Consider the following 26,977-nt stretch of genomic DNA (forward strand, 5'->3'; position numbering starts at 1 on the left):
ATGACAGCGGAAGACGGAGGCAGGTGACATGCGGCTCCTGGCCATCGACTTCGGTACGTCGAACACCGTCGCGGCATTGCTGGTCGACGGGCAGGCACCCCGGACGGTCACCTTCGACACGTCTCCCATGCTGCCGTCGGCCGTGTTCGTCGCGGCCGATGGACAGGTGACGGTCGGCCGTGACGCCCAGCGTCAGGCCCGGCTCGACCCGACCCGCTTCGAACCCAATCCCAAACGGCGCATCGACGACGGGGAGGTCCTGCTGGGCGACCGCGTCGTTCCGGTGGTGGACGTCATTGCCGCCGTGCTGCGGGTGGTGGCCACTGAGGTCCGCCGGCAACTGGGTGGCGCGGCACCCGACGAGGTCCGGCTGACGCACCCGGCGCAGTGGGGCGCCACTCGGCAGAACGTGCTGGTGACGGCCGCGCGCGCGGCCGGGCTGGGCGCCAACCTGGTGCTCATCCCGGAGCCGGTGGCCGCGGCGGCCCAGTTCACCCGGCTGCCCGGCCGTGCGCTGCCGCCGGGCGGAACGGTGGCGGTGTACGACCTCGGGGGCGGAACCTTCGACGTCGCCATCGTCGGCCGCACGCCGCCCAGCCCGTCGGCCCCGGATGCCGACGACGGGCAGTTCCACGTGCTGGCCGAGGCCGGGCTGCCCGATCTCGGCGGTCTCGATTTCGACCAGGCGATCCTGGACCAGGTCGGGCGGACCACCTCGTCCATCGATCCGGCCCGCTGGCAGCAGATCCTGCGGCCGGCCGATCCCTACGGACGCCGGGCCGCGCGAGCCCTGGCCGAGGACGTCCGGGCGGCCAAGGAGACGCTGTCCCGGTATCCGCAGACCGACGTCTCGCTGCCGGACCCCTTCGCCGACGCCCACCTGACGCGTACCGAGTTCGAGGGGCTGATCCGGCCCAATCTGCTCCGCTCGATCGAGGTGCTCTCGGCGACCCTGCGGACGGCCGGGATCACACCGGACCGGCTGGGCGGCATCTTCCTGGTCGGAGGCTCGTCGCGGATCCCGTTGGTCGCCGGTCTGATCCAGGACCGGCTGCACGTCACCCCGGTCGCGCTGGACCAGCCGGAGACCGCGGTCGCGCTGGGTGCGCTGTTGGTGCCGGTGCACCGCGGCGGAAGCCGGACGGTGGCGATGTCCGACCGCCCTGGGCCCTCCACCGGGCCGCGTCCGCTCCGATCCGACACGCCGGTCGCCGGCGGCGACCCGGCCCTCGTGCCGCCCCCGAGGGCGCGGCCCGCCCCGGCCCCGACGGTCGCAGCGACGGCCGGGGCCAGGGGACGGCGTTGGCCGATCCTGGTCGGCGGGTTGGTCCTGCTGGCCGTCATCGGCTTGGTCCTGGTGGTCACCCGGCCGTTCGGCGGGAACGCCCCGGCGGCCGAACCGACCGCTACGCAGACATCCGACCCGTCGACGAACCTCACCACTTCCGGTGGGCCGGCCTCCAGTGCCGGGGGCGGTCCACGGGTCAGCGCCACCGTGACCACCGGGCTCGGGCCGGGCAAGGTGTTCACCGCCGGCGAGGTGGCGTTCATGAGCCAGAACGTTTCCGGGCTGATCGACTGTTCCGACATCACGACCGACTTCAACACCGCCGTGAAGGGAACGGCCGGCGGGGTGTTCCAGGTCAGCCGGGCCGTTCGGTGCGGGATCACCCCGGGTGAGCTGCCGGACGGGCAGACGAAGGTGTTCGTCTACACGATGACGGTCAGGGACTCGGCCGCCGCGGCGGCGTACGTCGAGGCCGTCTACCGCAACAAGGTCAAGGACAAGTACGACGCCTACAAGCGGGACTCCACGACGCAGTTCGCCAATGGTCCCGGCGGCCGCGTGGTGGCCGTCTACGACCTGCCCGATCTCGGGACGTCGTCGTTGAACCCGTCGGTGGGCGCAACCGTGCTGGCCTGGGACCTGAGCGGTCAGCGCTACGTCGGGCTGGTCGTCTCCCTCGACCTGTCCACCCAGAGCGACCTGCTCGACTACTGGTCACAGACGTTCAAACCCCGGGGTTGAGTCGCGGGTCCACCTCCGATCCATCCGAGAAGGCAGGCACCGATGCAGGGTCCGTTGTCGCAGGCCGTCGGCGCGATGTGCACCGCGCTGCTCCCCCAGGTGTCACCGCGCACCGCGGCGGGGGTCGGCGAGGTACTGCGGCGTCTGGACACGCCGCTGCAGCTGGCCGTGGCCGGGCGCATCAAATCCGGCAAGTCGACGCTGGTCAACGCGCTGATCGGGCGGCGCGTGGCGCCCACCGACATCGGCGAGTGCACCCGGCTGGTGACCCGCTTCCGGTACGGCACCGTCGACCGCATCGAAGTGCTGTTCAAGGACGGCCGCCGGTCCACGCTGCCGTTCGCGCCGGACGGCGGCATCCCGGCCGACCTGGGGGTCGATCTGGCCGGTGTCTCCCATCTCGAGGCCTACCTGACCAGCGCGCTGCTGGCCGACATCACCGTCATCGACACCCCGGGGCTCGGCTCGCTGGACGCGGTGTCGGTGTCGCGAACCGAAGCGCTGCTCGGCGCGGCTGGGGCGACAGCCGCGGCGTCGCCGTCCTCGGTCGCGGAGAGCGGGAAGGGCGCGGGGCTCGACCCCGTCTCGCAGTTCGCGGTGGCCGGCGCCGAAGCGGTCGTGTACGTGTTCACCCAGTCCGTCCGGGCCGACGACACGATGGTGCTGGCCGCGTTCACCGCCGCCACGGCCTCTCGTGATGCCGGCCCGGTGAACGCCCTGGCCGTGCTGAACAAGGCCGACACCGTGGTCGCCGACTCGGTGCAGGGCGCCGGCGGTGACATCAGGGAGGCCGCCCGCATCCTGGCCCGCAGCCAGGCCGATCTGCTCCGGCCGCGGGTGGCCGACGTTCTCCCGGTGATCGGGCTGCTGGCCGAGACAGCCGAGACCGGAGCTTTCACCGCGGCCGACGCCGAGGCCCTGCGAGCTCTGACCGGCGTCGACCCGGGCCTGTTCGGGGCGATGACGATGGCCGCCGACCTGTTCACCGAAATGGACGCCCCGATCGATCGCCCGACCCGGATCCGGCTGCTGCAGCTGCTGGACCTGTTCGGCATTGCCGAGGCGGTGTCGATCCTGCGCGCCGAGCCGTCGATCTCGGCCGGTGAGCTCCGCCGACGCCTGCTGGACGCGTCCGGGTTCGCCGACCTGCGTCGGCGGCTCGGCGAGGTCTTCCGTGCCCGGGCCGACGGGATCAAGGCGTCGGCCGCGTTGGCGTCGATGGCGGCCCTGGCCGCGTCCTCCGACGACTGGGCGGAGCGGCAGCGGGTGCACGACGCGATCGAGGTGCTGCTGCAGCGCCCGGAAGCCCACCAGCTTCGCCTGATGGAGGCCTTGACGCTGGTCAGCACGGGGGCGGTGGCCATGCCGGCGGACCTCACGGCCGAGATCCTCCGCCTGGGTGGCTCGGTGCGGCCGGAGGATCAACTGGGTCTGCCCGGCGCGCCGGCGACGCTGCTGGCGGCGGCGGCACTGGAACGCGCCGGCTGGTGGCGTTCGTTCGCATCCTTCGGCGCGACACCGGCCCAGAGCCGGGTCGCGCATGTCGTGCACCGCGCGTACTTCCTGCTCTGGCAGGACCTCAGGGGCGACCTGCCGTCGGGTCCGATCGGTGCGCTGGCCGCGGGCAATTTCCCGCAGCCGATGATCCCGCCGAACCGATGGCCGCCGGTCTCGGACGGCCGGGCCCCGGCCGCTCCGCCGTTCGCCGCTGAGTACCCGAACCAGGGCCGGCCGGGCGAGGGTTGGCGATGACCGACCAGACCGGGCGCGGCGAGGTGGAGTCCGATCCCGACCTCGCGGCCGAGCGCCGGCTGCTGATCGATCTGTTGATCTACGCCTGGGACCGGGCGCGCAGTCCCGGGGTCTGGGAACGGTTGACAGTCGGGCTGGAACAGGTCGGGGTGGAGGTCATCCGGCCCGACGGCCAGCCGTTCGACCCGTCGTCCCACGAGGTCGGCGGGGTCGAACCGACCTCGGACCCGGCCCGGCACAACACCGTGGCCGAGACGGAGACCGTGGGCTTCCGCGACCGCGGGCGGCTGGTTCGGGAGCCGGTGGTCGTCGTTTTCCGCTCCGGCTGAGGTCTCCGGCCGACGCCAAACGGGCAATCCCCGGGGCGGATGCCCCGGCTGGGCGCCGGGAATTCCGCGCCCGGGGAATAGGCGGGCGATCGGTCCCGCCCGGAATCGGCCGATTCGCCCTGAGCCGGTCGTCGTTCGGCGTGGCGACCCCGGATCGACCGGCCGATCACGCGTGCGCGGTCGGCCCATCGAGATATCGGCTGCCGGCAGGTCGGTAATTCGCGCGCAATCGGCGCCGGGTCCGGAATCGCCAACCGTGACTGCGACGAGGTTGATTCGACTGTCCGGCAACCAGTTTCGCCGAGACGGGGCGACGCCGGGATTGTTGACCGGTTCATCCGGCGCGATGGAGTCGCTCGCGGGTGGTGGAGGGTCTAAGCCCTCAGCGACACTAAAGGCAGTCCTTTCGTTTCGCCGGATCGGTGGTTCGTCGTCACGTTCCGGTCTTCCGTGAGCGATGATGTGGTCCACACGTTCACCCGAATCGGAAGGCCTCGTCATGGCTCAGGTCACCAATGTCAAACTTCTCGACGATCTCGACGGCAGCAAGGCCGTGGAGACGATCTCCTTCGGTATCGACGGCGTCGGCTATGAAATCGATCTGAATCTGAAGAACGCGAAGGCGCTCCGCAAGGCCATGGCCGAGTTCGTCGCCGCCGGTCGGCACCTCAAGGTGCCGGCCGCCGGTTCGGCCGCCCGGTCGACATCGCGGAGCCGGTCAGCCGGACCCGATGCCGCCGTCATTCGGCAGTGGGCCAACGAGAACGGGGTGCCGGTCTCCGTCCGCGGCCGGGTGTCGGCCGACGTCCGGGCGCAGTACATGGCGGCCACCGGGCAGTAGTCAGCGGCCGCCTTGTGCCACCCCAACGTGCGGACACCGACGAAGGTTCCGCTGATGTGAATATCTCTCCGTCGAGGAAATCTCCCCGAAACACGGGGTAGCTTTTGGGCAAGTACGTCCGTCGGATTCGACGCGTCGCCCAAACCCCGGAGTTGGAGAGCAAGACTTGACGATCACCTCGAGTGGAATCAGCACCAGAACGATTTCCCGCGACGCCGCGGGACTGCAGACCCGGCTGCTGCACGACCTCGAACCGGTCGTCGAGGAGAACCTCAACCGTCACCTGTCGGTCTTCAAGAACTGGATGCCGCACGATTACATCCCGTGGAGCAAGGGCCGGGATTTCGAGATGCTGGGCGGCCAGGACTGGGATCCGGCCGATTCCACCCTCGATCCGACGGCCAAGACGGCGATGATCGTCAACCTGCTCACCGAGGACAACCTGCCGTCCTACCACCGTGAGATCTCCACCCGGTTCGGCCGGGACGGCGCCTGGGGTCAGTGGGTCGGCCGCTGGACCGCCGAGGAGGGCCGCCACGGCATCGCCCTGCGCGACTACCTGGTGGTGACCCGCGGCGTCGACCCGGTCGAACTCGAGAACCTGCGCATCGCGCACATGACGGCCGGCTACGACTCCGGTGACAAGTCGGTGCTGAACACCGTGGCCTACGTCTCCTTCCAGGAGTTGGCCACCCGCGTGTCGCACCGCAACACCGGCAAGGCGTCGGGGGATCCGTTGGCCGAAGCCCTGCTGGCCCGGATCGCCCTGGACGAGAACCTGCACATGATCTTCTACCGGAACCTGGTCGGGGCCGCGTTCGACCGCGCTCCGGACGCCACCATGGCGGCGATCCGCGACGAGGTGCTCGGGTTCGAGATGCCCGGGGCGAACATGCCCGGCTACACCCGCAACGCCGTCACCATCGCCAAGGCCGGCATCTACGACCTGCGTCTGCACCACGACGCAGTGGTTCAGCCGGTGCTGAAGTTCTGGAACGTCTTCACCCGCTGCGACCTCGGCCCGGAGGGTGAGCGGGCCCGTGAGGAACTGGCCGCCTTCATGGCCGGGCTGGATGCCCAGGCCGCCCGGTTTGTGGAGCAGCGCGAGACCATGCGGGCCCGGATGGCGGCCAAGGCGGAGGCGAAGGCCGGAGCCACGCCCGTCCCCTCGCCGTTGCTCGTGCCTTCGGCCACGACCTGACCTTCGCCGAAGCCACCCGACCGCCACCGGGACGCAGGTAGGTTCGGCGGCATGACTGCACCCGATCCGTTCGCGTCGGTCGCGGCACTCGGCATCGCCACGCCGGCGGCGGCTCGTCCGGTGGCCGGCCGGCCGGTCGGGCTGCCGCTCCCGCAGGCGGTTCGCCAGTGGCGGGACGGGTCCACCGACTGGCTACGCGTCGACGACCCGGACAGCGCCGGAAACCTGGCCGCGCGCAAGGCGAGCCCGCAGTCGCCGCGGGTGGTCGTGGTCGGCGAGACCAACCGCGGGAAGTCATCACTGGTCAACGCGCTCCTCGGCGTGAACGGCCTGTCGCCGGTCGATGCCGGTACCGCGACCTGCAGCTACCTGGTGTTCAGGCACGCACCGGTCCCGTACACGGTGGCCCGGTTCGGAGGCGGCCTGGCCGACGTCACCTTCCCGCCGAAGGACCTGCGAGCCTGGGCCACGGTCGACGGCGAGCCGGATGTCGAGCTCCCGCCGCCGCGCTGGATCGAGGTCGGTGTGCCGTCCCCGATCACCGCCGAGATGACGATCGTGGACACCCCCGGCGTCGGTGGGCTGATCGCCGCCCACGCCGAGCTGGCCGCCGAGGCCGCGGCCGCCGCGACCGCGGTGCTGTTCGTGGCCGACGCCTCGGCGCCGCTCACCCGGCGGGAGCTGGACTTCCTGGCCCAGGTCTCCGACCGGGTCGAGGCCGTCCATTTCGTCATCACCAAGACCGACGCCTACCGCGGGTGGCGTGAGATCGTCGAGGCGAACCGACTGCTGCTGGCCCGCCACGCGCCGCGGTTCGCCGCCGCGCAGGTCCATCCGGTCTCGTCCCGGCTGGCCGAGGCCGCGGCCGGCCAGACCGATCCGAAGATCGCCGACGTGCTGCTGGCCCAGTCCGGCGTCCCCCAACTGCGCGCCGCGCTCCGGACGGAGGTGGCCGCGGCCGCGGCGATGATGGCCGAAGCCAACATCATCCGCACCTCGATCACCGTGTTGACCGGCACGCTGGCCCAGCTCGACGCCCGACGCGCGGCTCTCACCGCCGGGGCGGCGCAGGCCGATGCGCTCAAGGCCCGACGTGAGGAATTGCTGAATCAGCGCAAGGCGGGGACCCGCGGCTGGCAGGTGATGTTGCGGGCCGAGATCCAGCGGGCGCGGGTCGACCTCACGCACGAGACGGCGCGTGAGGTGCGGGAGGCATCCCAGATGTTCCGCGGGGCGATCGACGCCGCGGACAACGCCGAACTGAAGAACATGGCTTTCCACATCGACGCCTACGCCCAGGCGATGACCGCCCGGGCCCATGGCCGGCTGACCGACGCCATGGGCCGGATCTGCCGGACGGTGCTGTCCGAGTTGTTCACGCCGCCGGAGCTCACCGTGCTGGTCTCCCAGCTGGCCACCCGTCCGTACCAGGCACTGGTCACGCGGGCCCCGGACAAACCCAGGAACATGGACGACACGATCATGACGATGTCCGGCGCCGGCATGGGTTTCACCATGTCCCGGATGCTGACCATGCTGCCGGCGGCCGCCCTGCCCGCAGCCTTCGGCGTGGTGATGGCGCCGGTGTCGATCGTCCTCGGCGGCGCCGCCGCGTTCTACCTGATGAAATCGCGCCGTCGGATCGCCGAGAAGGGACACCTCAAGCAGTGGCTGATGGAGGTGCTCGGGGAGGCCAAGGCCCAGATCGACCAGAACATCGCCGAGCAGTTCATCGAGGCCGACGAGCAGTTGACCCTGGCCCTGGACGACGCCCTCACGCGTCAGGTCGCCGCTCTCGACCAGCAGATCAGAGAGGTCGACGGCGCGCTGAAACTGGACGCCACCGAACGGTCCGGGCGCGTGCGGACGTTGGACGAACGCCGCGCCGCCGGAGCGAGCATCGTGGCCGGCGGGGAGGCGTTGCTGCACCGCATCCGGGCCACCCGGGCCGGTGTCCTCCAGGCGACCGAGTCGGGCGACGCGAGCCCCGCCACGCGGCCGGCCCCGGCCGCGCCGGCGCCCCCTCGATCCATCAAGTTGCCCGGTGGCCTGCCGGAACTGATGCGGGCACCGTCCGGTCGCCACGCGGCGCCCGAACCGTCGCCGCGGCCGACATCCGATGCCCGGTTCGCCGGGTTGAACCTGGCCGCCCTGGTCGCGGCGGCGCCCGCGCGCCGTCCAGCTTCTCCGGCCGATCCGGCCGATCCGCCGCTCGCTCCGCCGCCCTGATCCACGCCCCTGATCGCGGGTCGGCGGAACCGAAAGGCCCGTCCGCGAGTCCGAACCGCAGTACCGTGCCTCATCCGCGACCGCGACTGCCCGAGGAGGATCGATGTTCACCGACGCCGACCCGGCCGACCACTTCGGATCCGAACCCGATGTGCCGCCGGACCACCTCGAAGCGCTGTCCGCAGCCGCTTTCGACGACCACGACTATCCGGGCGTGCCCGGGGAGCACATCGGGGCGGCCGCGGCCGGGGACGCCGACGGCGACGGCGAGTCCGCTCCGGCGCACGGCGCCGAATTCGTCCCGACCACCGAGGCTGAGCCATCCGCTCCCGGCCCGGCGCCCGGGGCCGATCCGCCGGCGACCCACACCGCTCCGGACATCGTCTACACCAGCCTCGGCGGCGGCACGACGGACCTCGGCCCACCGGTCGAGGACCTCGACGGGGACGGGATCGCCGAGTCGGTCGCGGTGCACACGGCGGCCGGCGACATCCTCGTCCTGTCCGACACCGACGGCGACGGCCACCCCGACCAGATGATCCAGATCGACCCGACCACCGGCACCGCGACCTGGGCCGTTCCCGACGACCACGGTGGCTGGGACGTCGTCCAGACCGGTCACGTCGACGCCGACGGCATCGTGGTCGTCGACCATGCGCAGCAGACCCCGGCCCACGTCGCGGCCCGGACCGACCCCGACCGGGGCGACGTCGAGGTGGCGGTGGGCGGCCGGTCGTTCGACGCCGGGCCGGCCACCATCGACAGTGACGGCGACGGCGTTCCGGACACCGTGAAGGTGGCCGGACCCGGCGGATCCACGCTCTACTACCGGGACTCCGACGGTGACGGCGTGGCCGACAGGGCCTGGACCACCGACCCGTCCGGGCAGGTCACGGCCAACTACACCCTCGAACACGACGGGACATGGGCGGCTTCCGGCAGCGCGCCCTGACGCACCGGAGGCCGCCGCCGCTCCACGCACCGAATCGGCTCCTGGCCATCGCTCGTCGTGCGGCGTCGTTCCGGCCCGGCGGCATCTTGACCGGGAACCGAATGTCCGATGTTCTCGTCACAGGTGCACGAACCAGCAGGCGCCCGAGGCGCCGACCCGACCCGAGGAGCCACCATGGAGTTCGACACCGGTCCCGATGTGCAGCCGGGCCACGACATCAGCATCAGCGGTTCCTCCGGGTCCACCGATCTCGGGGCGGCCACCTACGACTCGGACCACGATGGGGTGGCCGATTCGGTGATCGTGATCGAGGACGACCACGAGTACGTCATCACCGACTCCGACCACGACGGCCACGCCGACTCGATCCACGCCTACGACGAGAACGGCAACCAGGTCGACCCGAAGACCGGAGCGCCGATCGACGGCTCGGGTGACGGCACGACCGGCGGGTCGAGCGACGGCACCACCGGAACCGACACCGGCGCCTCCACCACCGACCACACGGGCAGCAGCACGACCGGCGCCTCGACCGACGGCACCCAGACCGGTTCGTCCTCGGACGCCGGGTCCGACATCACGGTCACCGGCAGCGACGGCTCGGCCCACTCCATCGGAACACCGACCGTCGATCTCGACCACGACGGATCACCGGACACGGCCGTCGTGCACAACAGCGATGGATCGGTCACCGGCTACACCGACCGCGACGGCGACGGCCACGCCGATCAGATCACGCAGATCGGAGCGGACGGCAAGGTCGTCATCGCGGTGGCCGACAACAACGGCGGCTGGACGATCACCACCACCGGGCATCTCGACGCCTCCGGAAATCTCGTGCCCGACGGCACTCCGAACCCCGATGCCAGTCTGGACCCGGCCGACACGGCCGGGGTCACGTCCGGCCACACCACCACTTCAGGCACGGCCACCGGGGCCTCGGACCACACCACCTCCGGCCAGACCACCTCCGAGCCGACCGGCGACGGCCGGACCGTCGCCGAGCCGGTCCCGAACAGCGCCCCGATCAGCGGAAACGAGCCGGACGGGGACATCACCTTCAGCGAGGACGGCAAGGACTACGACCTCGGCCACCCGACCACCGATCTGGACGGCGACGGGACACCGGACACCGTCGTCACGCACCTGGCCGACGGCACCGTCGTCGGCTACACCGACACCGACGGCGACGGCACGGCCGACCAGATCACCCAGATCTCGGCCGGCGGTCAGGTCGTCATCGGCGTTTCCGACGGACACGGCGGCTGGACGCAGGCGGCCACCGGACACATGGGTGCGGACGGCAAGTTCGTGCCGGACTCCTCCGCCGCGGCCACCACCGGCTGAGACGGACCACCAACCCTGCCGTTCCCGAGCCAGGCGTCGGTGCCGCGTCCTACAGTGACGGGGTGAGCGTCCGACCCAGTCCCGAGCACGGCATCGACGCCGCGTTCCTCGAGTTCCCGATGCGCCGGCTGGCCGACGCCGCCCTGTCGGCCGCCACCGCGGCCGGTGCGTCGTTCGCCGACTTCCGCTTCGAACGGCTGATGACCAGCGAGCTGCACCTGCGGGACACGGTCGTGCAGTCGGCCGTCGACTCGGCCACCACCGGGTTCGCGGTCAGGGTCATCGTGGACGGCATCTGGGGTTTTGCGGCCGCGGTGGTGCCGACCACCGATGCCGCGGCGGCGACCGCCCGGCAGGCGGTTGACGTCGCCCGGGCCTTGGCCGGGGTCGTCGCCGAGCGGGTGGAGCGGGCGCCCGAACCGATCCATCGGGACGTCCATTGGGTCAGCGCGTATCACGTCGACCCGTTCGGCGTGCCGACCGCGGACAAGGTGGCGCTGCTGCTCGATCGGTCCGAGCGACTGCTCGCCGCCGACGGCGTGGCGCACACCAGGGCAGGCCTGCACTCGGTGAAGGAGAACAAGTTCTACGCCGACACCGACGGCACCATGACGACCCAGCAGCGGGTGCGGTTGCAGCCCGATCTGGAAGCGGTGGCCGTCGACGCCGCGTCCGGCGGCTTCGAATCCATGTCCTCGCTCGCGCCGCCGGTGGGCCGCGGTTTCGAGTACCTCACCGATGGCACCTGGGACTTCGACGGCGAGATCGATTCCCTGCCCCATGATCTCGCGGAGAAGCAGAAGGCCCCGTCGGTGGCTGCGGGCCGGTACGACCTGGTCATCGACCCGACCAATCTCTGGTTGACGATCCACGAATCGATCGGGCACGCCACCGAGTACGACCGGGCCATCGGCTACGAGGCGGCCTATGCCGGTACCTCCTTCGCCACTCCGGACCAGCTCGGCACCCTGGTCTACGGCTCACCGGTGATGCACGTGACCGGTGACCGGACCGTGCCGCACGGCCTGGCCACCATCGGGTACGACGACGACGGTGTCGCCGGACAGTCCTGGGACCTGATCACCGCCGGAATCCTGACCGGGTACCAGGTCGACCGGGTGTTCGCGAAGCGGCTCGGGCTCGACCGGTCCAACGGCTGCGCGCTGGCCGATTCGCCGTCGCATCAACCGTTGCAGCGGATGGCCAATGTGTCGTTGCAGCCCGATCCGCGGGGCGGCTCGACGGCCGATCTCATTGCCGGGGTGGAGCGGGGGATCTACGTGGTCGGCGACAAGTCCTGGTCGATCGACATGCAGCGCTACAACTTCCAGTTCACGGGGCAGCGCTTCTACCGGATCCTGAACGGCGAGATCGACGGCCAGGTCAAGGATGTCGCCTACCAGGCCACCACGACCGACTTCTGGGGAGCGATGGACGCCGTCGGCGGACCCGGAACGTACCTGCTGGGCGGTGCCCTGAACTGCGGCAAAGGGCAGCCCGGGCAGACCGCTCCGGTGTCGCACGGCAGCCCCTCGGCGCGGTTCCGCAGCATCAACGTGCTCAACACAGTTGACGAGGGGGCCTGATGCCGACCGCCGATCCAGCGCTCCTGACGCCGGTCCAGATCGTCGAAATCGCCCTGGCCGCATCGCGTTCCGATGGTTGTGTGGTGGTGGTGACCACCGAGAGCACGGCTAACGTGCGGTGGGCCAACAACACGGTCACCACCAGCGGCGTCTCGGACAACCTGTCGTGGTTCGTCATCTCGGTGGTCGGAGGTGCATCCGGAACGGTGAACGCCTCCGCGTCCGGTGCGGCGTCGGCGCGCACCGTCGTCGAGGTCGTCCGGCAGTCGGAACGAGAGGCCGCCGCGGCCGCCTCGGCCGGGCGGGCGCAGGACTACGCCGAGCTGGTCGGGCCGGAGCAGGCCGGCGGTTCGGACGAGGATTTCGACACTCCCGGTGAACAAACCACTTTCGGCGTCTACCGCCGCCTGCTCGCCGACCTGGCCCCCTCGTTCGACGAAGCCCGGTCGGCTGACCGCCTGCTGTTCGGGTTCGCCCGCCACGAGATCAGCACGAGCTACCTCGGAACGTCCACCGGGATCCGGCGCCGCTGGGTGCAGCCGACCGGGACGGTGGAGGTCAACGCGAAGTCAGCCGACCTGGCCCGCTCGTCCTGGGCCGGCGCCTACACGGCCGACTTCACCGACGTCGATGTCCGGGCCGTCACCGACGGCCTGACCCGACGGCTGGACTGGGCGAAAAGCACCGTCGACCTGCCGCCCGGGCGCTACGACACGGTTCTTCCGCCGACCGCGGTGGCCGACTTCCTGTTGTACCTGGCCTGGATGGCCGGCGCCCGCGGTGCGTACGAGGGACGTTCGGCCTTCTCCGCCCCCGGCGGCGGCACCCGGCTCGGGGAGCGCCTGTCCGAGCAGCCTCTGTACCTGTACTCGGACCCGGCGTACCGCGGGTTGGATGCGGCACCGTTCGTGCTGACCGGGTCATCGTCCGATTCGTTCTCGGTGTTCGACAACGGCGCCCGGATCGAACGGACGGACATCATCGCCGACGGACGGATCGCCAACCTGGTCAACACCCGGAGCCTGGCAGCCGAGAAGGGGGTCCCGTTCCGGACCGTGGGAGACAACCTGATCCTCGACGGGGGTGACGACAGCCTGGGCGTCGACGACCTGGTCCGTGGGGTCGACCGGGGGCTGCTGGTCACCTCCCAGTGGTACCTGCGGGAGGTCGATCCGATGACGATGCTGCTGACCGGCCTGACCCGGGACGGGGTGTTCCTGATCGAGAAGGGCGAGGTCACCGGCGCGGTCAACAACTTCCGGTTCAACATGTCGCCGCTCGACGTGCTGCGGCAGGCCGCGGTGGTGGGCCGGACGCAGGCGGCGTTGTCCCGCGAGTGGAGCGACTGGTTCACCCGCAGCGCGATGCCGCCGGTCCGGGTGGAGGGCTTCAACATGTCCTCGGTGTCCAAGGCGCAGTAGGCCGCAGGCGCTGTCGCGGGGTGGGGTTCGGATCCCCCGGGGGTGGGTTGTGCTGACCGGCGTCGTCGTCGGCCGATCAGCAGACCGTGCCGACCTCTCGGGCGAGTCCATCCTGGGCCCCGGTCACGCATCCCGTCGAGCCGGCCGAGCGCGGCACAGGGCCCGAATTTGGGTGGATGGCACGCCGAATTCATTTTCTGACCACAACAATTCAAGTCTCAACATATTCAAACAAACGTGTGTGCCATCACGTGTTCTGAATCGATCTCTTTCACGATTCTGTGGTGTGCGCCTCACAAGATCACCGGCGAAATCGTAGACTCCGTGGCTAAAGTCAGCGGAATCCTCGCCAGAGTCGGCCGGTTGCCGCTGGCTTTGCGCCGACGGGAATGTTGGCCGATGGGCGCCAATCAAACGAAAATCAACAGGAGATGGTGTCGATGACCGCCGTTGTCAATCCGCCCCTCGAACAGATCGCCGTGCCCAGTCGTCCGACCGCGTCGCCCGCCCGCACGCGGCTGGCTGCCGTGCCCGATCCGACCGCAACCGTGCCCGAACCGGCATCCCCGATCGTGGCCACCGACGCCGCCCTGCTGGACTGGGTCACCGAAATCACCGCGCTGACCGAGCCGGACGCCGTGGTGTGGGTCAACGGATCGGACGCGGAGTACAAGGCGTTGACCGACAAGCTGGTCGAGGCGGGCACCTTCGTCCGACTGGCCAAGAAGCCGAACTCCTTCTACTGCGCCTCCGATCCGAGCGACGTGGCCCGGGTCGAGGACCGCACCTACATCTGCTCGGTGGAGCAGAAGGACGCCGGGGCCACCAACAACTGGATGGCGCCGTCGGAGATGAAGGCGATCATGACCGACCTCTATCGCGGCAGCATGCGCGGCCGGACGCTCTATGTCGTCCCGTTCTGCATGGGACCGTACGAGGCGGAAATCCCGATGCTCGGCGTCGAGATCACCGATTCGGAATACGTCGTGGCCTCCATGCGGATCATGACGCGGGTGGGTGACCGGGCTCTGGAACTGATCAATGCCGGCGGCACCTGGGTGCGGGCCCTGCACTCGGTTGGTGCGCCGCTCGCCCCGGGCGAGGCGGACGTGCCGTGGCCGTGCAACGACACGAAGTACATCACCCAGTTCCCCGAGGAGCGGACGATCTGGTCGTTCGGCTCCGGCTACGGCGGAAACGCCTTGCTGGGCAAGAAGTGTTACTCGCTCCGGATCGCCTCGGTGATCGCCCGGGACGAGGGTTGGCTGGCCGAACACATGCTGATCCTCAAGCTGATCTCGCCCGAGAAGGACGTCCACTACGTGGTGGCCGCATTCCCGAGTGCCTGCGGCAAGACGAATCTCGCGATGCTGGAACCGACCATCCCGGGGTGGGAGGTACAGACGCTGGGCGACGACATCGCCTGGATGCGGTTCGGCACCGACGGACGGCTGTACGCGGTGAATCCGGAATACGGGCTGTTCGGGGTGGCCCCGGGGACCGGTTGGACCACGAACCCCAACGCCATGAAGGCCATCGAGGCCGGCAACTCGGTCTTCACCAACGTCGCCCTGACCGATGACGGCGACGTCTGGTGGGAGGGCATGACGCCGGAGCCGCCGGCCCACCTCACCGACTGGAAGGGCCGCGAGTGGACTCCGTCCGGTCTGGATGCCGACGGGAACAAGCTGGAGTCGGCCGGACAACCGGCGGCTCACCCGAACTCCCGTTTCTGCACGCCGATCACGCAGTGCCCGATCCTGGCCCCTGAGTACGACGAGCCGGTCGGCGTCCCCATCTCGGCCATCCTGTTCGGCGGCCGGCGCAAGACGACCATTCCGTTGGTGGCCCAGGCGCGCGACTGGAATCACGGTGTGTTCATGGGTGCCACCCTCTCGTCCGAGACGACCGCCGCGGCCACCGGTGCGGTCGGTGTGGTCCGTCGTGACCCGATGGCCATGCTGCCGTTCATGGGCTACGACGCCGGCGACTACTTCAAGCACTGGGCCGACCTGGGCGACCGGCCGGATGCCGACCAACTGCCGAAGATCTTCTACGTCAACTGGTTCCGGCGCGCCGCCGACGGTGGATTCCTGTGGCCCGGCTTCGGCGAGAACTCCCGGGTGCTGAAATGGGTGATCGACCGCCTCGAGGGGCGGGCCGACGCGCAGTCCACCCCGATCGGGTTGGTCCCGGCCCCGGGCGAGTTGGACATCGACGGGCTGGACGTCACACCGGAAGACGTCGAGGCTGCCCTGGCCATCGACGTGGACGAGTGGAAGGCCGAGCTACCGCTGATCGACGAGTGGTTCGACTTCATCGGCGACACCGTCCCGGAGTCCCTGCACGCCGAACTGGCCGGCCTCAAGTCGCGCTTGGGTCTGGCCTGAAGCCGGCTCGCGGGGGCCGGCCGCGTCCGGTGGTCAGGATCGGGAGCTGAACGCGATCACTGCGCGGCCGGCGTTGTACAGCGCATCCGCAACCGTGGCCGGGTCGCTGAGGTAGCCGCTGACCATCGCACCGTCACGCAACATGACCAACTCGTCGGCGACCCGGGCCGAGTTCTCGACCTCGATCTCGTCGAGAAGATCCTGGATGGCCTGTCTGAACCAGCGGCGATGCGTATCCACCACCCGTCGTACCGGGTGGTCCGGGTCGGCGTACTCGGCTGCCGCGTTGATGAACGGGCAACCCCGAAATCCTGGACGGCAACTCTCGGCCCCGATGGCCTGGGCCACGATCCGGAACACGTCAGGAATGTTCCCGGCTGCCTTCCGGGCGCCGGCGATGGCGTCGCGTTCCCATTCGGCGCGTCGCTCGAGGTAGGCCACGATCAACTCGTCCTTCGTCGGGAAGTGCCGGTAGAAGGTGACCTTCGTGATGCCCACCTGGGCGATGATCTTCTCCGCGCTCACCGCACGCAGGCCCTGCGCGTAGAACAACTCAGTGGCGGCGTCGACGATGCGCTCCCGCATCGGCACCTTCGTGGCCGGGTGGACGGCAGCGGGGGCACCGCCGGCTGGGCTCGTCTCCGTGTGTGTCATGTCGCCTCTCAGTCTGCCTCACCTCTTCCCATTCCGGTGTCGGCCATCGGCGGCCGTGGAATTCCTGCTTGCGCGGCTTCATGAGCTGCTCTATGGTCATTGGTGGAGTTACTAGTTAGTCTACCAATTGAAGGAGAGCCTCATGACCCCAGCAATCCCCGTCGTGTTCATTCATGGCCTGTGGATCCACTCGGACGCCTGGCAGCCCTGGGTCGAGCTGTACGCCTCGGCCGGGTACGACCCGATCGCTCCGGGCTGGCCGGGCGATTCGGGGACCGCCGCGCAGACCCGGGCCAACGCCGCCGGGGTCGCGAACAAAGGCATCGACGAGATCACCAACGGTTACTTCGACGTCATTCGCGGGTTGCCGGCCGCACCGATCGTCATCGGGCACTCGTTCGGCGGCCTCATCGCGCAGAAGCTGCTGGCCGCAGGCGTGGCCGCGGCGGCCATCGCCATCGACCCGGGCCAGATCAAGGGGGTCAGGCCACTGCCGTTGGCCCAGATTCGTTCGGCGCTGCCGGTTCTGTCCAAGCCGGGCAACAAGAAGCGGGCCGTAGCCCTGACCCGCAAGCAGTTCCGATACGGCTTCGGTAACGCCATCAGCGCGACCGAGTCCGGCGAGCTGTTCGACCGGTTCGCGATTCCCGGGCCCGGCAGACCACTGTTCGAGGCCTCGGTCGCCAACTTCAAGAAGTCCTCCCCGGCGGCCGTCGACACCAAGCGGAGTGATCGCGGACCGCTGCTGATCCTGGGCGGCGGCCAGGATCACACGGTCCCGGCGGTGGTCGCCCAGGCGGCCCAGAAGCTTTACTCCGGATCAGGTGCGGTCACCGACTACCAGGTGTTCCCCGACCGTGGCCACTCCCTCGTCCTGGACCACGGCTGGCGCGAGATCGCCGACTACACCCTGTCCTGGCTCCGCCGTCAAGGCCTCTGACTCCCACACCTCATCACGGCCAACCCAGCAGTACACCGTCACCGAAAGGACCCTCCCATGCGCCCATCCTTCAGGTTCGGCCCGCGAACGATGCGATTCGCGCTGGCCGGCCTCGCCCTGGCCGGCGTGATCGCCGGTCCCGCGACCGGCGCGGCTGCCTCGACCGCCATCAGTTCGCCGTCCGGAAGCACTCAGCCCAGCAACCACCAGCCCCGCCCCAAGCCGACCATCGTGTTGGAGCACGGCGCCTGGGCCGACGGTTCGAGCTGGAGCGGCGTCGTCACGCGCCTGCAGCGTGACGGATACACCGTCGACGTACCCCCGAACCCGCTGCGTGGCGTCGCCGGAGACTCGGCGTACCTGGCCAGCTATCTGGCCACCATCTCCGGCCCGATCGTTCTGGTCGGCCACTCCTACGGCGGCTTCGTCGTCACCAACGCCGCCACCGGAAACCCCGACGTCAAGGCCCTGGTTTACGTCGACGCCTTCATCCCGGCCCAGGGGGAGACGATCAACAGCATCAACACGCAGTTCCCCGGCAGCCGGCTCGTGCCGGCCGCGCTGAACTTCGTCCCGTCAGCCGGCGGCGTCGTCGACGCCTACGTCAAGCCGACCCAGTTCGGCAGCGTCCTGGGCAATGACCTCTCGCCTCGGCAGAACGCCGAACTCGCCGCCACCCAACGACCCATCGCCGCCTCCGCACTCGCCGACGTCTCCGGCCCGCCGGCCTGGACCGGCATCCGCAGCTGGGCCGTCATCGGCACTGACGATCACGCCATCCCGCCGGCCGCGCAGCAGTTCATGGCCCAGCGCGCCCATGCCACCGTGACGACGATCCACGCCTCGCACCTGTCGCTGATCTCCCAGCCGGTGGCGGTCGAGAGCGTGATCGAGGACGCCGCCCGGCACACCGGCTGAACCACTGGCCCGTCACCTGCGGCTGGGGTCCCGATCGCCATCGGGACCCCAGAGCGCTATCCGGTCGGGAGGCCGACCCGGGCGGCTTCGAGCGAGCGGCGCAGAGTGGCGAGAACTCCTGCCGCGGCGTCGATCTGGTCCGCGCGGACGACGCCTGACACCAGCTCTCGGAGGCATTGGCCGAAAGTCGGCTCGGCCTCGGTGAGCAGTGCGGCCCCGCGGGCGCTGAGGCTGATCAGGGACGACCGTCGGTCCGACGGGTTCGGGACCCGGATCGCCCATCCCGCCGTTTCGAGGCGATCCATCACCTTGCTGATGGCGCCGATCCCGACCGCGAAGTTCGCGGCGATGTCACCCACGCGTGAGTCCGGGTGTGCGGCGAGATAGCGCAGGAACTCGAACTGGGACGTGGTGATGCCGTGCTCGGCCCGGAGGCGATCGCCCAGTGCGTTGTACAGCCGGGTCTCGCACCGGACCAGGTTGTCGAAGAAGTCGGTGAGCTGCTCGCTTGTCAAAGTAGGTGCCACGGCATACAGTTTAACAAACATGCCATGGCATGTAACTCCATTTCCAGCATTTTCAGCTTGAGGAGACGACGTGAGCAGGGAGCAACGGCAGGCGCTGGACACGACACTGCAGACCGCGCCGAAACCGACGGGGCCGGAGTCGGTCGAGCGCATGCGGGAGGACTTCGCCGCGTTCATGGCGACCTTCCCACTTCCGGGCGGCGTGATGCACTCGCCGACCGAACTGGCCGGCCGGCGGGCCGTCCTCGTCGAGCCGCGGGGAGAGGCCCGCGAAGGAGCCATCCTGTACTTCCACGGCGGTTCGTTCGTGCTCGGATCGCCGCAGACCGCCATGGTCCTCACGGCGAACCTGGTCAGGCGAACCGGCGTGCGGGCGATCTCGCTGGACTACCGGCTCGCCCCCGAGCACCCATTCCCGGCCGCGATACGCGATTGCGTCGCGGCGTACCGCAGCCTGCTCGACCGTGGCACCGACCCCGCCCAGATCGTCTTCGCCGGCGATTCCGCAGGTGGCGGACTCACGGTGACGACGTGCATCGCGGCCCGCGATGCCGGCCTGCCGATGCCGGCCGCGATCGTGGCGTTCTCGGCCGGGCTGGACCACACCCGCACCGGCGCCACAATGAGCACCAAGCGGGATGTCGACCCCTTCTTCACCGGCGACGGGATGGAGCACACCGGCCGGCTCTATCTCGCCGGCGAGGATCCAGAGCAACCCATGCTGGCTCCCGCCGTCCTCGCGGACCTCACCGGCTTCCCGCCGATCCTGCTCCAGGTCGGCACCAATGAACTGCTCCTGGACGACTCCGTGCGGCTGGCCCAGCGCGCACGCGACGCCGAAATCGACGTCATCCTCGACATCACCGGAAACGCACCGCATGTGTTCCAGGCGTTCGTCGGCGTCATCGACGAGGCGGATCATGCACTCGATCGAGCGGCCCTGTTCATCACCCAGCACCTCCGCGCTGCTCGCCCAGGAACTCACCTGGAACCCGTCGTGGCCCATCAGTAGGTCGCCGAGGAAGAATGAGGTGGGCCTGACGGCCCGCGCACTGGTTCGTTCGGCCCTACCGGCGATCCGGTCCGACGGGGCAGGCTCGTGGTCGTGGAGTTCCCCGAATCAGAAGTGATCGACGGCACGATGGGCCATGGGCGGCCCGCGGGTTGGCCCAACCCGGGTGGAGGCGCAGATGCCTGACTGGGTGAACCGCTACTACCGGTGGATGTACCGGGGCGGCCGGCCGAACTGGTGGGCCCGGCCGCTGAACCGGCTCGACACCGTGCTGAGCAAGCTGTTTCCCTCACGAATGGTGACCCTGCAGGTCGCGGGCCGTCGGACCGGGCGCGTGATCTCGGTTCCATTGGCGGTGGCCGACGTCGACGGGCGACGCTATCTGGTGTCGATGCTCGGCCCGAACGTCAACTGGGTTCGCAACGTCAGGGCCGCCGGTGGCCGGGCGGTGCTGGGCCACGGTCGCCGGCGCACCGTCGTCCGCCTGGAGGAGGTCGACGTGACCGAGCGGGCCCCGATCCTGCGCCGCTACCTGGAACGAGCTCCGGGCGCGCGCCCGCACATTCCCGTCGACCGGGGGGCGCCGCTGTCGGCGTTCGAGCGCATCGCCGCCGACTACCCCGTGTTCCGCATCGTCGACCTTCCCGCGGCGTCGGTCCATAACGGTCCGCCCGGCACGTGACGTGGCCGCATCTCGACCGCCGGAGGGGTCTGCGGTCGCCGATCAGTCCTGGGTCGCAGCCGCACGAGCAGCGCGCCGCCGCCGGGCCATCCGGCGCAGCAGGAGCAGCGCGATGATGCCGAGCAGGACCGGGGCCAGCCGCTTGGCGATGGGTGCGCCGGCCGACTGCAGCAGGTTGATCGGTTCCGGGGCCACCCCCGGGACCCGGTGCGCACCGATCGAGCGGTAGGGCTCGGAACCGGCGGCCGACGCGGCCTCGGAGGCGGCGCTGACCTCGGCCGCGACCTCGTCCGGGTTGACCTCGTTGACCAGTTCGGCCCCGCCCGAGGTGCGACCGGAGAGCTGTGTGGACACGGCGTCGGCGAACTGACCGATCAGCTTGTTGCCGACCTCGACCATCACGCCCCGCCCGAACTGGGCCGGGCGACCGGTGATCGACAACGTCGTCACCAGGTCGACCGCCGTGCGGTTGGGTGACACGGCGGTGGCGGTCGCCGTCACCAGCATGGCTGCGGTGGAGGCCGACCGAGCGGCGTTGCCCGAGGCTTCGATCTTGGCCCGGTGGGCCACCGGATCCTTCTCGACGATCCTGGCCTTGCCCTTGTACGTCAGCTGGATCGGGCCGAGCTTGATCTTGACCGACCCGGTGAAACTGTCGCCGTCGACGGTCTCCAGGGTGGCGCCGGGAAAGCAGGGCCCGACCTTCTCCATGTCGAGCAGGGTCGTCCACGCGGTCTCGATGCCGACCGGTACCTCGAATCGGTGTTCCAGCTCCACTGTGACCTCTCAGTACTCGACGGGGATCGACGGTTGACACCGGTCCGAGCGACCAGGTGAGCCCGCTCAGCAGTGATCGTATGGCCGAGCCCATGACGTCGCGAGCGGCGGTGCCGCCCACCTCCTACATTCGGGCCTCCGACGGTCGGAGGTGGCCGGGATCACCCGGCCCGGGAATCCGTGCCAGTATCTGAGGCAGATCGTTTGCGCCGAACGCCATCGGGCCAGGCAAGAGCGAGGCAAATGCTGACCGTCAACGCCGACTTCAGCAGCCGGGCGGCTCCACCCACGGGCCGGTTCGGCTACTCCTGCGCGGCGCCCACGACCCACCGGCGATCCCGGGGGGCGGGACCCATTCGACGAGGAGATGTACCGGTGGTCAATCAGCAGTGGATCGATAGCCTGACGACAGCGCGGGGAGTGAAGGCACGAGGTGCGGCCGGGGTCGGCGCCACACCGCACCCGGGAGCGACTCCGTCTCCCGATCAGGTCATCGCGGGCCTGAAGGCGACCAGCGGTGGTGAGGACCTGGTCCAGCTGCTCAGCCCGGAGGGTGAGTACCACCCCCACCCGGACTACCCGCTCGAGGTGTCGGCTGAACTGCTCCAGGGTCTGTACCGCGACATGGTGCTGGTGCGCCGATTCGACCGTGAGGGCAACGCCCTGCAACGTCAGGGGCAGCTGTCGATCTGGGTGCCGCTGCTGGGCCAGGAGGCCGCCCAGATCGGTGCCGGCCGGGCGATGCAGCCGCAGGACATGGCGTTCCCGTCCTACCGCGAGCACGGCGTCGCCTGGTGCCGCGGCATCGACCCGACCCAACTGCTCGGCCTGTTCCGCGGCGTCGAGCACACCAACTGGGATCCGCACGAGACCCGGTTCAGTGGCTACTGCATCGTCATCGGCAACCAGGTCATCAACGCCACCGGATACGCCATGGGGCAGCGGCTCGACGGCCTGGTCGGCCCGGCCGGGCCGACCTCCCGGCCGTCGGAGGCCACCATCGCCTTCTTCGGCGACGGGGCGACCAGCCAGGGTGACGTGCACGAGGCCATGGTCTTCGCGGCCGCCTACGACTCGCCCGTCGTCTTCTACTGCCAGAACAATCAGTGGGCCATCTCCGAGCCGGTCGAACGGCAGTCCCGGGTGCCGCTGTTCCACCGCGCCCGCGGGTACGGATTCCCGGGCATCCGGGTCGACGGCAACGACGTGCTGGCGTGCCTGGCCGCGACCAGGTGGGCGCTGGACGAGTGCCGCACCGGCAACGGGCCCGTGATGATCGAGGCCTTCACCTACCGGATGGACGCGCACACCACGTCCGACGATCCGACCCGTTACCGGCAGGCCGACGAGGCCCAGGCCTGGAAGCTGCTCGACCCGATCGAGCGGGTCAAGGTGCACCTGGCCCGCACCGGGATGGCCGATTCGTCGTTCTTCGATGCGGTCGACGCCGAGGCCGACGAGCTCGCGGCCCGGTTCCGCGCGTTCTGCGTGGCGATGCCGGTCCCGCCGCCCGAGCGGATGCTCAGCCACGTCTATTCCGAACCGAACCACCAGATCGAGGAGCAGCAGGCCGAACTCCTGGCCTACCTGGCCGGCTTTGCGGACGAGGAGGTGTCCCGATGACGCAGACGAGCAATGGGGCCGCATCCGGCACCTCGACCACTTTGGCCAAGTCGATCAACATGGGGCTGCGGGCCAGCATGGAGAACGACCCCAAGGTGCTGATCATGGGGGAGGACGTGGGCAAGCTGGGCGGAGTCTTCCGGGTCACCGACGGGTTGCAGAAGGACTTCGGCGAGCACCGGGTGATCGACACCCCGCTCGCCGAGTCCGGGATCGTCGGGACCGCAGTCGGCCTGGCCATGCGTGGCTACCGCCCGGTCACCGAGATCCAGTTCGACGGTTTCGTCTTCCCGGCCTTCGACCAGATCATCTCGCAGGTCGCCAAGATGACCTTCCGGACGCAGGGCAAGGTCCGGATGCCGATGGTGATCCGGATTCCCTACGGCGGTGGGATCGGCGCCGTCGAGCACCATGCCGAGGCCCCGGAGTCGTTCTTCTGTCACATCGCCGGGTTGCGGGTGGTGACCTGCTCCAACGCTTCCGACGCCTACTTCATGATCCAGGAGGCCATCGCCTCCGACGATCCGGTCGTGTTCTTCGAACCGAAGCGCCGGTACTGGGAGAAGGCCCCGCTGGACGTCAACGCCGCCCCGGCGACGACGTTCTCCACGGTGGTCCGCCGGCCGGGCACGGACGTGACCGTGGTGTCCTACGGTCCGTCGATGCCGGTGCTGCGCTCGGCGGCCGATGCCGCCGCCACCGAGGGTCGCTCGCTGGAGATCGTCGAGCTCAGGTCACTGTCCCCGCTGGACCTCGCCCCCCTGCTGGAGTCGGTGCGCAAGACCGGCCGGTTGGTGGTGGTCAGCGAGGCGCCGCGCGAATCGTCGATCACCAGCGACATCGCCGCCCGGGTGATGGAGGAGGCGTTCTACTCGATGGCCGCGCCGGTACTGCGGGTCGCCGGTCTGGACGTGCCGTATCCGCCGAGCAAGCTCGAGGACTACTACCTACCGGATCTCGACAAAGTCCTGGACGCGGTCGACCGCGTCCTGGCCTACTGAGGAACCCTGCCGAACATGACGAACATCCAGACGTTTCCGATGCCCGACGTGGGCGAAGGCCTCACCGAGGCCGAGATCCTGGCCTGGCACGTCGCCGTGGGCGACACGGTGACGGTCAACCAGATCATGGTCGAGATCGAGACGGCCAAGGCGGCGGTCGAACTCCCGTCCCCGTACGCCGGTCGGGTCACGGCGCTGCTCGTCGAACCCGGCGTGACGGTCGACGTCGGCACCCCGATCATCAGCATCGACACCGAACCCGGCGGGTCGTCCGCCCCCGCTCCCGAGGCGCCAACGGCTGAGAACGGCGGGGCCAAGATCGGGGAGATGACGGCCGACGGCCGGATCGCCACGCTCGTCGGCTACGTGTCGGCCGCGCCGGCTTCGGCCCGGCGGGCCCGCAAGGGCGAGATGCGGCCGGTCGACGACCTCGGCTTCGATCTCGCGCGCGTCCCGAAGAGCGCGGCATCGTTCGCCCCCAAGGCCACGCCGCCCGTGCGCAAGCTGGCCAAGGACCTCGGGGTCGATCTGTCCACGGTCAGCCCGGGCCGCGCGGACGGTGTCATCTCCCGGACCGAGGTCGAGGCGGCCGCCGCACCGACGGCCCCGGTCGCGACCACGACGGCCGCCGCTCCGGCGACATCAGTTGCGGCGACACCTGTTCCGGCGACACCGGTTGCGGCGTCACCTGGGTCGACCGTCCCGCCGGTGCCGGCCGGGAGTGGTTCGCACCCACGGGAGACGCGGGTGCCGGTCAAGGGCGTCCGGAAGATGATGGCCCAGGCCATGGTGGCGTCCGCCTTCACCGTGCCGCACGTCACCGAGTTCCTGACCGTCGACGTCACCCCGATGATGGAGCTCCGCGAACGGCTGCGGAAGCGGCCCGACTTCTCCGACATCAAACTGAGCCCGCTGGCCTTCGCCGCCCGGGCGGTCTGCCTGGCCGCCCGTCGGACACCGGAGATCAACTCGGTCTGGGCCGGTGACAGCGGCGAGGTCGTCTACCGGAACTACGTCAACCTGGGCATCGCCGCGGCCACTCCGCGTGGCCTGATCGTTCCGGTGATCCCGGACGCCGATCAGCTGGACCTGCGCGGTCTGGCCGCCGCCCTGGGCGGGCTGACCGACAAGGCCAGAGCCGGGAAGACGTTGCCGGCGGAGATGGCCGGCGGCACCTTCACCATCACGAACGTCGGCATTTTCGGCGTGGACACCGGAACCCCGATCATCAACCCGGGCGAATCGGCGATCCTGGCCCTCGGGTCGATCAAGGACGCGCCGTGGGTGGTCGACGGGCAGCTGGCGGTCCGCAAGGTGTGCCAGCTGGCGCTCTCGTTCGACCATCGGGTCATCGACGGTCAGCAGGGTTCACAGTTCCTGGCCGACGTCGGTGCCTTGCTGGCCGACCCCGGTCTGGCTCTGGCGTTCTGATCGCGGGCCGGTGAAGCTCAAGCTCGACCTGCACGAGATCTACAACTCGGGTCGGGACATCGACCGGGCCCTGCGCGCGATCATCGACGAGGCGGTGGCCAAGAAGGCGCCGCTCGTCGAGATCATCCCGGGCAAGGGATCGGGTGCACTGAAGAAGCACGTGCTCCGGTTCCTGGCCCAGAAGGACGTGAAGGCGCTCTACCACCGGGTGGAGAAGGATTCCGACAACTTCGGCCGGGTCTTCGTCCACTTCCGCTGGAAATGACGAGCGGCCGGGCGGTGCGGTGAGTTACGCCTCACGGGCCGCTTGGTCTCCGACGGCCCGTGGTCCCGGCCTGACAGCATGGTCGGCATGACAGAAGACTCGTCAACTGCCCCGACCGGATCGACGCCGGCCGCCTCCGATTCGGCCGACCGACAGCGCCGGCGAGGATTGGCCTTGCTCAAGGCCATCGACCGCAACGCCCGGCCCGACCTGAAGAAGGCGGTACCGGCCGTCCTGATCACCATGATCGCCTTCGTCGTCGGAGAGCGGCTGGGCGGTCTGGGCCGCACGACGGCAGCGGTGTTCACCTTCTTCGGGCACCGCGTCGACGTCGAACCGGGTTACCTGACGGTGATCGTCGTCGCCCTGGCCGTGGTCTTCGTGCTCGCCGGAGCGCTGGCCACCCGGTCGGTGGCTCGTGAACTGGCCCGGGTGACCACCAACAAGGCGGGCCTGGCCGCTGCGTCCGCCATCCGCCTGATCATCACCATCGTCGGCTACCTCACCGTGGCGCTCGGCCTGCTCGGCCTGCTGAACATCGATCTGGGCAACCTGCTGGTCGGCGGGGCCGTCACGGGCGTCGTCATCGGCATCGCGGCCCAGCAGACGCTGGGCAACTTCTTCGCCGGACTGGTGCTGCTGTTCGCCCGGCCCTACGTCCCCGGCACCCGGGTCAAGGTGCGGACCGGTGCGCTCGGGGGGCCGTTCGAGGGCGTGATCGTGGCCGCCGGCCTGCTCTACACGACGATCGAGACCGATGACGAGGGCCCGATCAGCATGCCCAATTCGGGTCTGCTGGCCGCGGCTATCGGCCCGGCGCCGGAGCGGAAGCCGGACGAGCAGGACGGCCGGCCCGAGGAGGAGGAGCAGGCGGCCGACGAAGCCGGGCGGCGCGCCCCGGCGGTCGGGGGGCCGCCTCGTCTTGGAGAGCTTTCGCCGGACGTATGAGGGTAAGAGTCCTGATTAGCCTTTGATTCGGCGGTGTGTGACGCGCTTCACCGGCGAATCGGGTAACGAAAAGGGGGGCCGGAACGTCATACAAGGTGTCAGAGACAGCAAGCCCGGCGGTG

23 protein-coding genes are annotated in these 26,977 nt (G+C 69.8%); 20 read left to right on the forward strand and 3 right to left on the reverse strand.

The genetic code is table 11. The annotated features are described in order from the left end of the window. The first annotated feature begins 28 nt into the window (after nucleotides 1-28). The 11 genes from BLS97_RS09720 (at nucleotide 29) to BLS97_RS09770 (ending at nucleotide 16,077) form a co-directional block, all read left to right on the forward strand. Nucleotides 29-2,029: an Hsp70 family protein gene (locus tag BLS97_RS09720; RefSeq protein ID WP_090475801.1), complete on the forward strand. Its 2,001-nt coding sequence runs from the start codon at nucleotides 29-31 to the stop codon at nucleotides 2,027-2,029. 42 nt (nucleotides 2,030-2,071) lie between these two features. Continuing rightward, nucleotides 2,072-3,781 carry a dynamin family protein gene (locus BLS97_RS09725; protein ID WP_090475802.1) on the forward strand — a complete coding sequence of 570 codons (1,710 nt, stop codon included), beginning with the start codon at nucleotides 2,072-2,074 and terminating at the stop codon, nucleotides 3,779-3,781. Next, entirely contained in the window at nucleotides 3,778-4,110 is a 333-nt protein-coding gene (locus tag BLS97_RS09730; protein ID WP_090475803.1) for a nucleotide exchange factor GrpE, read from the forward strand. The genes BLS97_RS09725 and BLS97_RS09730 overlap by 4 nt, the downstream gene beginning before the upstream one ends. 499 nt (nucleotides 4,111-4,609) lie before the next feature. Then, a complete protein-coding gene (locus tag BLS97_RS09735) occupies nucleotides 4,610-4,951 on the forward strand; it encodes a histone-like nucleoid-structuring protein Lsr2 (protein ID WP_090481812.1) in 342 nt (113 codons plus the stop codon). Nucleotides 4,952-5,117: 166 nt separating this feature from the next. Next, nucleotides 5,118-6,152, forward strand: a complete 1,035-nt coding sequence (locus tag BLS97_RS09740; protein ID WP_231988454.1) for an acyl-ACP desaturase — start codon at nucleotides 5,118-5,120, stop codon at nucleotides 6,150-6,152. A gap of 51 nt (nucleotides 6,153-6,203) precedes the next feature. Continuing rightward, nucleotides 6,204-8,381, forward strand: a complete 2,178-nt coding sequence (locus tag BLS97_RS09745) for a dynamin family protein (RefSeq protein WP_090475804.1) — start codon at nucleotides 6,204-6,206, stop codon at nucleotides 8,379-8,381. A 103-nt stretch (nucleotides 8,382-8,484) separates the two neighbouring features. Next, on the forward strand, nucleotides 8,485-9,333 hold the full coding sequence (locus BLS97_RS09750; RefSeq protein ID WP_090475805.1) for a hypothetical protein: 849 nt from the start codon (nucleotides 8,485-8,487) through the stop codon (nucleotides 9,331-9,333). Between the two features lie 174 nt (nucleotides 9,334-9,507). Continuing rightward, entirely contained in the window at nucleotides 9,508-10,680 is a 1,173-nt protein-coding gene (locus BLS97_RS09755) for a DUF6802 family protein (protein WP_157695336.1), read from the forward strand. A 119-nt stretch (nucleotides 10,681-10,799) separates the two neighbouring features. After that, nucleotides 10,800-12,266, forward strand: a complete 1,467-nt coding sequence (locus tag BLS97_RS09760) for a TldD/PmbA family protein (protein WP_090481818.1) — start codon at nucleotides 10,800-10,802, stop codon at nucleotides 12,264-12,266. Then, nucleotides 12,266-13,687 carry a metallopeptidase TldD-related protein gene (locus BLS97_RS09765; RefSeq protein ID WP_090475807.1) on the forward strand — a complete coding sequence of 474 codons (1,422 nt, stop codon included), beginning with the start codon at nucleotides 12,266-12,268 and terminating at the stop codon, nucleotides 13,685-13,687. Before BLS97_RS09760 ends, BLS97_RS09765 begins: the two co-directional genes overlap by 1 nt. Nucleotides 13,688-14,127: 440 nt before the next feature. Further along, entirely contained in the window at nucleotides 14,128-16,077 is a 1,950-nt protein-coding gene (locus BLS97_RS09770; RefSeq protein WP_090481821.1) for a phosphoenolpyruvate carboxykinase (GTP), read from the forward strand. 33 nt (nucleotides 16,078-16,110) lie between these two features. Here the strand turns inward: BLS97_RS09770 and BLS97_RS09775 are convergent, their stop codons facing one another. After that, on the reverse strand, nucleotides 16,111-16,731 hold the full coding sequence (locus BLS97_RS09775; RefSeq protein ID WP_197676499.1) for a TetR/AcrR family transcriptional regulator: 621 nt from the start codon (nucleotides 16,729-16,731) through the stop codon (nucleotides 16,111-16,113). Nucleotides 16,732-16,873: 142 nt separating this feature from the next. Between BLS97_RS09775 and BLS97_RS09780 the strand changes: the two genes are divergently transcribed. Continuing rightward, complete coding sequence (locus BLS97_RS09780) at nucleotides 16,874-17,671, forward strand: alpha/beta hydrolase (RefSeq protein ID WP_090475808.1); 798 nt, start codon at nucleotides 16,874-16,876, stop codon at nucleotides 17,669-17,671. A gap of 57 nt (nucleotides 17,672-17,728) precedes the next feature. After that, a complete protein-coding gene (locus tag BLS97_RS09785) occupies nucleotides 17,729-18,589 on the forward strand; it encodes an alpha/beta fold hydrolase (protein ID WP_090475809.1) in 861 nt (286 codons plus the stop codon). Nucleotides 18,590-18,645: 56 nt separating this feature from the next. Here BLS97_RS09785 and BLS97_RS09790 read toward each other — a convergent pair whose 3' ends face one another. Continuing rightward, entirely contained in the window at nucleotides 18,646-19,137 is a 492-nt protein-coding gene (locus BLS97_RS09790) for a MarR family winged helix-turn-helix transcriptional regulator (protein WP_090475810.1), read from the reverse strand. Nucleotides 19,138-19,186: 49 nt separating this feature from the next. Here BLS97_RS09790 and BLS97_RS09795 point away from each other — a divergent pair, with 49 nt between their 5' ends. Both BLS97_RS09795 and BLS97_RS09800 read left to right on the forward strand, forming a co-directional pair. Beyond that, nucleotides 19,187-20,128, forward strand: a complete 942-nt coding sequence (locus BLS97_RS09795; protein ID WP_090475811.1) for an alpha/beta hydrolase — start codon at nucleotides 19,187-19,189, stop codon at nucleotides 20,126-20,128. Between the two features lie 178 nt (nucleotides 20,129-20,306). After that, nucleotides 20,307-20,810, forward strand: a complete 504-nt coding sequence (locus tag BLS97_RS09800; protein WP_090481827.1) for a nitroreductase/quinone reductase family protein — start codon at nucleotides 20,307-20,309, stop codon at nucleotides 20,808-20,810. Between the two features lie 42 nt (nucleotides 20,811-20,852). On the opposite strand, the gene BLS97_RS09805 is transcribed toward BLS97_RS09800, so the two are convergent. Continuing rightward, the gene (locus BLS97_RS09805; RefSeq protein WP_090475812.1) at nucleotides 20,853-21,587 is read right to left on the reverse strand and encodes an SRPBCC family protein; all 735 of its coding nucleotides are present in this window, start codon (nucleotides 21,585-21,587) and stop codon (nucleotides 20,853-20,855) included. Nucleotides 21,588-22,007: 420 nt separating this feature from the next. On the opposite strand from BLS97_RS09805, the gene pdhA reads away from it, so the two are divergent. From pdhA to BLS97_RS09830, 5 genes are all read left to right on the forward strand, one after another. Continuing rightward, nucleotides 22,008-23,210, forward strand: coding sequence for a pyruvate dehydrogenase (acetyl-transferring) E1 component subunit alpha (gene pdhA, locus BLS97_RS09810; RefSeq protein WP_231988457.1), 1,203 nt, complete (start codon nucleotides 22,008-22,010; stop codon nucleotides 23,208-23,210). After that, nucleotides 23,207-24,211 carry an alpha-ketoacid dehydrogenase subunit beta gene (locus BLS97_RS09815; protein WP_090475814.1) on the forward strand — a complete coding sequence of 335 codons (1,005 nt, stop codon included), beginning with the start codon at nucleotides 23,207-23,209 and terminating at the stop codon, nucleotides 24,209-24,211. Before pdhA ends, BLS97_RS09815 begins: the two co-directional genes overlap by 4 nt. 15 nt (nucleotides 24,212-24,226) lie before the next feature. After that, a complete protein-coding gene (locus BLS97_RS09820; RefSeq protein WP_090475815.1) occupies nucleotides 24,227-25,642 on the forward strand; it encodes a dihydrolipoamide acetyltransferase family protein in 1,416 nt (471 codons plus the stop codon). A 10-nt stretch (nucleotides 25,643-25,652) separates the two neighbouring features. Beyond that, nucleotides 25,653-25,907 (forward strand): Smr/MutS family protein, encoded by a 255-nt coding sequence (locus BLS97_RS09825; protein ID WP_090475816.1) that lies wholly within the window; start codon nucleotides 25,653-25,655, stop codon nucleotides 25,905-25,907. 87 nt (nucleotides 25,908-25,994) lie between these two features. Beyond that, nucleotides 25,995-26,855: a mechanosensitive ion channel domain-containing protein gene (locus BLS97_RS09830; RefSeq protein WP_157695337.1), complete on the forward strand. Its 861-nt coding sequence runs from the start codon at nucleotides 25,995-25,997 to the stop codon at nucleotides 26,853-26,855. Nucleotides 26,856-26,977: the final 122 nt, after the last annotated feature.

This window comes from Nakamurella panacisegetis (assembly GCF_900104535.1).
In the GTDB taxonomy this organism is placed as follows: Bacteria; Actinomycetota; Actinomycetes; order Mycobacteriales; family Nakamurellaceae; genus Nakamurella; species Nakamurella panacisegetis.

What these genes read in the sequence shown, in the direction of transcription:
- BLS97_RS09780 (WP_090475808.1), top strand. Translation starts at nt 16,874, where the DNA reads ATGACCCCAGCAATCCCCGTCGTGTTCATTCATGGCCTGTGGATCCAC.
- BLS97_RS09730 (WP_090475803.1), top strand. Translation starts at nt 3,778, where the DNA reads ATGACCGACCAGACCGGGCGCGGCGAGGTGGAGTCCGATCCCGACCTC.
- BLS97_RS09770 (WP_090481821.1), top strand. Translation starts at nt 14,128, where the DNA reads ATGACCGCCGTTGTCAATCCGCCCCTCGAACAGATCGCCGTGCCCAGT.
- BLS97_RS09755 (WP_157695336.1), top strand. Translation starts at nt 9,508, where the DNA reads ATGGAGTTCGACACCGGTCCCGATGTGCAGCCGGGCCACGACATCAGC.
- BLS97_RS09750 (WP_090475805.1), top strand. Translation starts at nt 8,485, where the DNA reads ATGTTCACCGACGCCGACCCGGCCGACCACTTCGGATCCGAACCCGAT.
- BLS97_RS09790 (WP_090475810.1), bottom strand. Translation starts at nt 19,137, where the DNA reads ATGTTTGTTAAACTGTATGCCGTGGCACCTACTTTGACAAGCGAGCAG.
- BLS97_RS09785 (WP_090475809.1), top strand. Translation starts at nt 17,729, where the DNA reads ATGCGCCCATCCTTCAGGTTCGGCCCGCGAACGATGCGATTCGCGCTG.
- BLS97_RS09775 (WP_197676499.1), bottom strand. Translation starts at nt 16,731, where the DNA reads ATGACACACACGGAGACGAGCCCAGCCGGCGGTGCCCCCGCTGCCGTC.
- BLS97_RS09745 (WP_090475804.1), top strand. Translation starts at nt 6,204, where the DNA reads ATGACTGCACCCGATCCGTTCGCGTCGGTCGCGGCACTCGGCATCGCC.
- BLS97_RS09725 (WP_090475802.1), top strand. Translation starts at nt 2,072, where the DNA reads ATGCAGGGTCCGTTGTCGCAGGCCGTCGGCGCGATGTGCACCGCGCTG.
- BLS97_RS09760 (WP_090481818.1), top strand. Translation starts at nt 10,800, where the DNA reads ATGCGCCGGCTGGCCGACGCCGCCCTGTCGGCCGCCACCGCGGCCGGT.
- BLS97_RS09765 (WP_090475807.1), top strand. Translation starts at nt 12,266, where the DNA reads ATGCCGACCGCCGATCCAGCGCTCCTGACGCCGGTCCAGATCGTCGAA.
- BLS97_RS09820 (WP_090475815.1), top strand. Translation starts at nt 24,227, where the DNA reads ATGACGAACATCCAGACGTTTCCGATGCCCGACGTGGGCGAAGGCCTC.
- BLS97_RS09800 (WP_090481827.1), top strand. Translation starts at nt 20,307, where the DNA reads ATGCCTGACTGGGTGAACCGCTACTACCGGTGGATGTACCGGGGCGGC.
- BLS97_RS09735 (WP_090481812.1), top strand. Translation starts at nt 4,610, where the DNA reads ATGGCTCAGGTCACCAATGTCAAACTTCTCGACGATCTCGACGGCAGC.
- BLS97_RS09720 (WP_090475801.1), top strand. Translation starts at nt 29, where the DNA reads ATGCGGCTCCTGGCCATCGACTTCGGTACGTCGAACACCGTCGCGGCA.
- BLS97_RS09830 (WP_157695337.1), top strand. Translation starts at nt 25,995, where the DNA reads ATGACAGAAGACTCGTCAACTGCCCCGACCGGATCGACGCCGGCCGCC.
- BLS97_RS09815 (WP_090475814.1), top strand. Translation starts at nt 23,207, where the DNA reads ATGACGCAGACGAGCAATGGGGCCGCATCCGGCACCTCGACCACTTTG.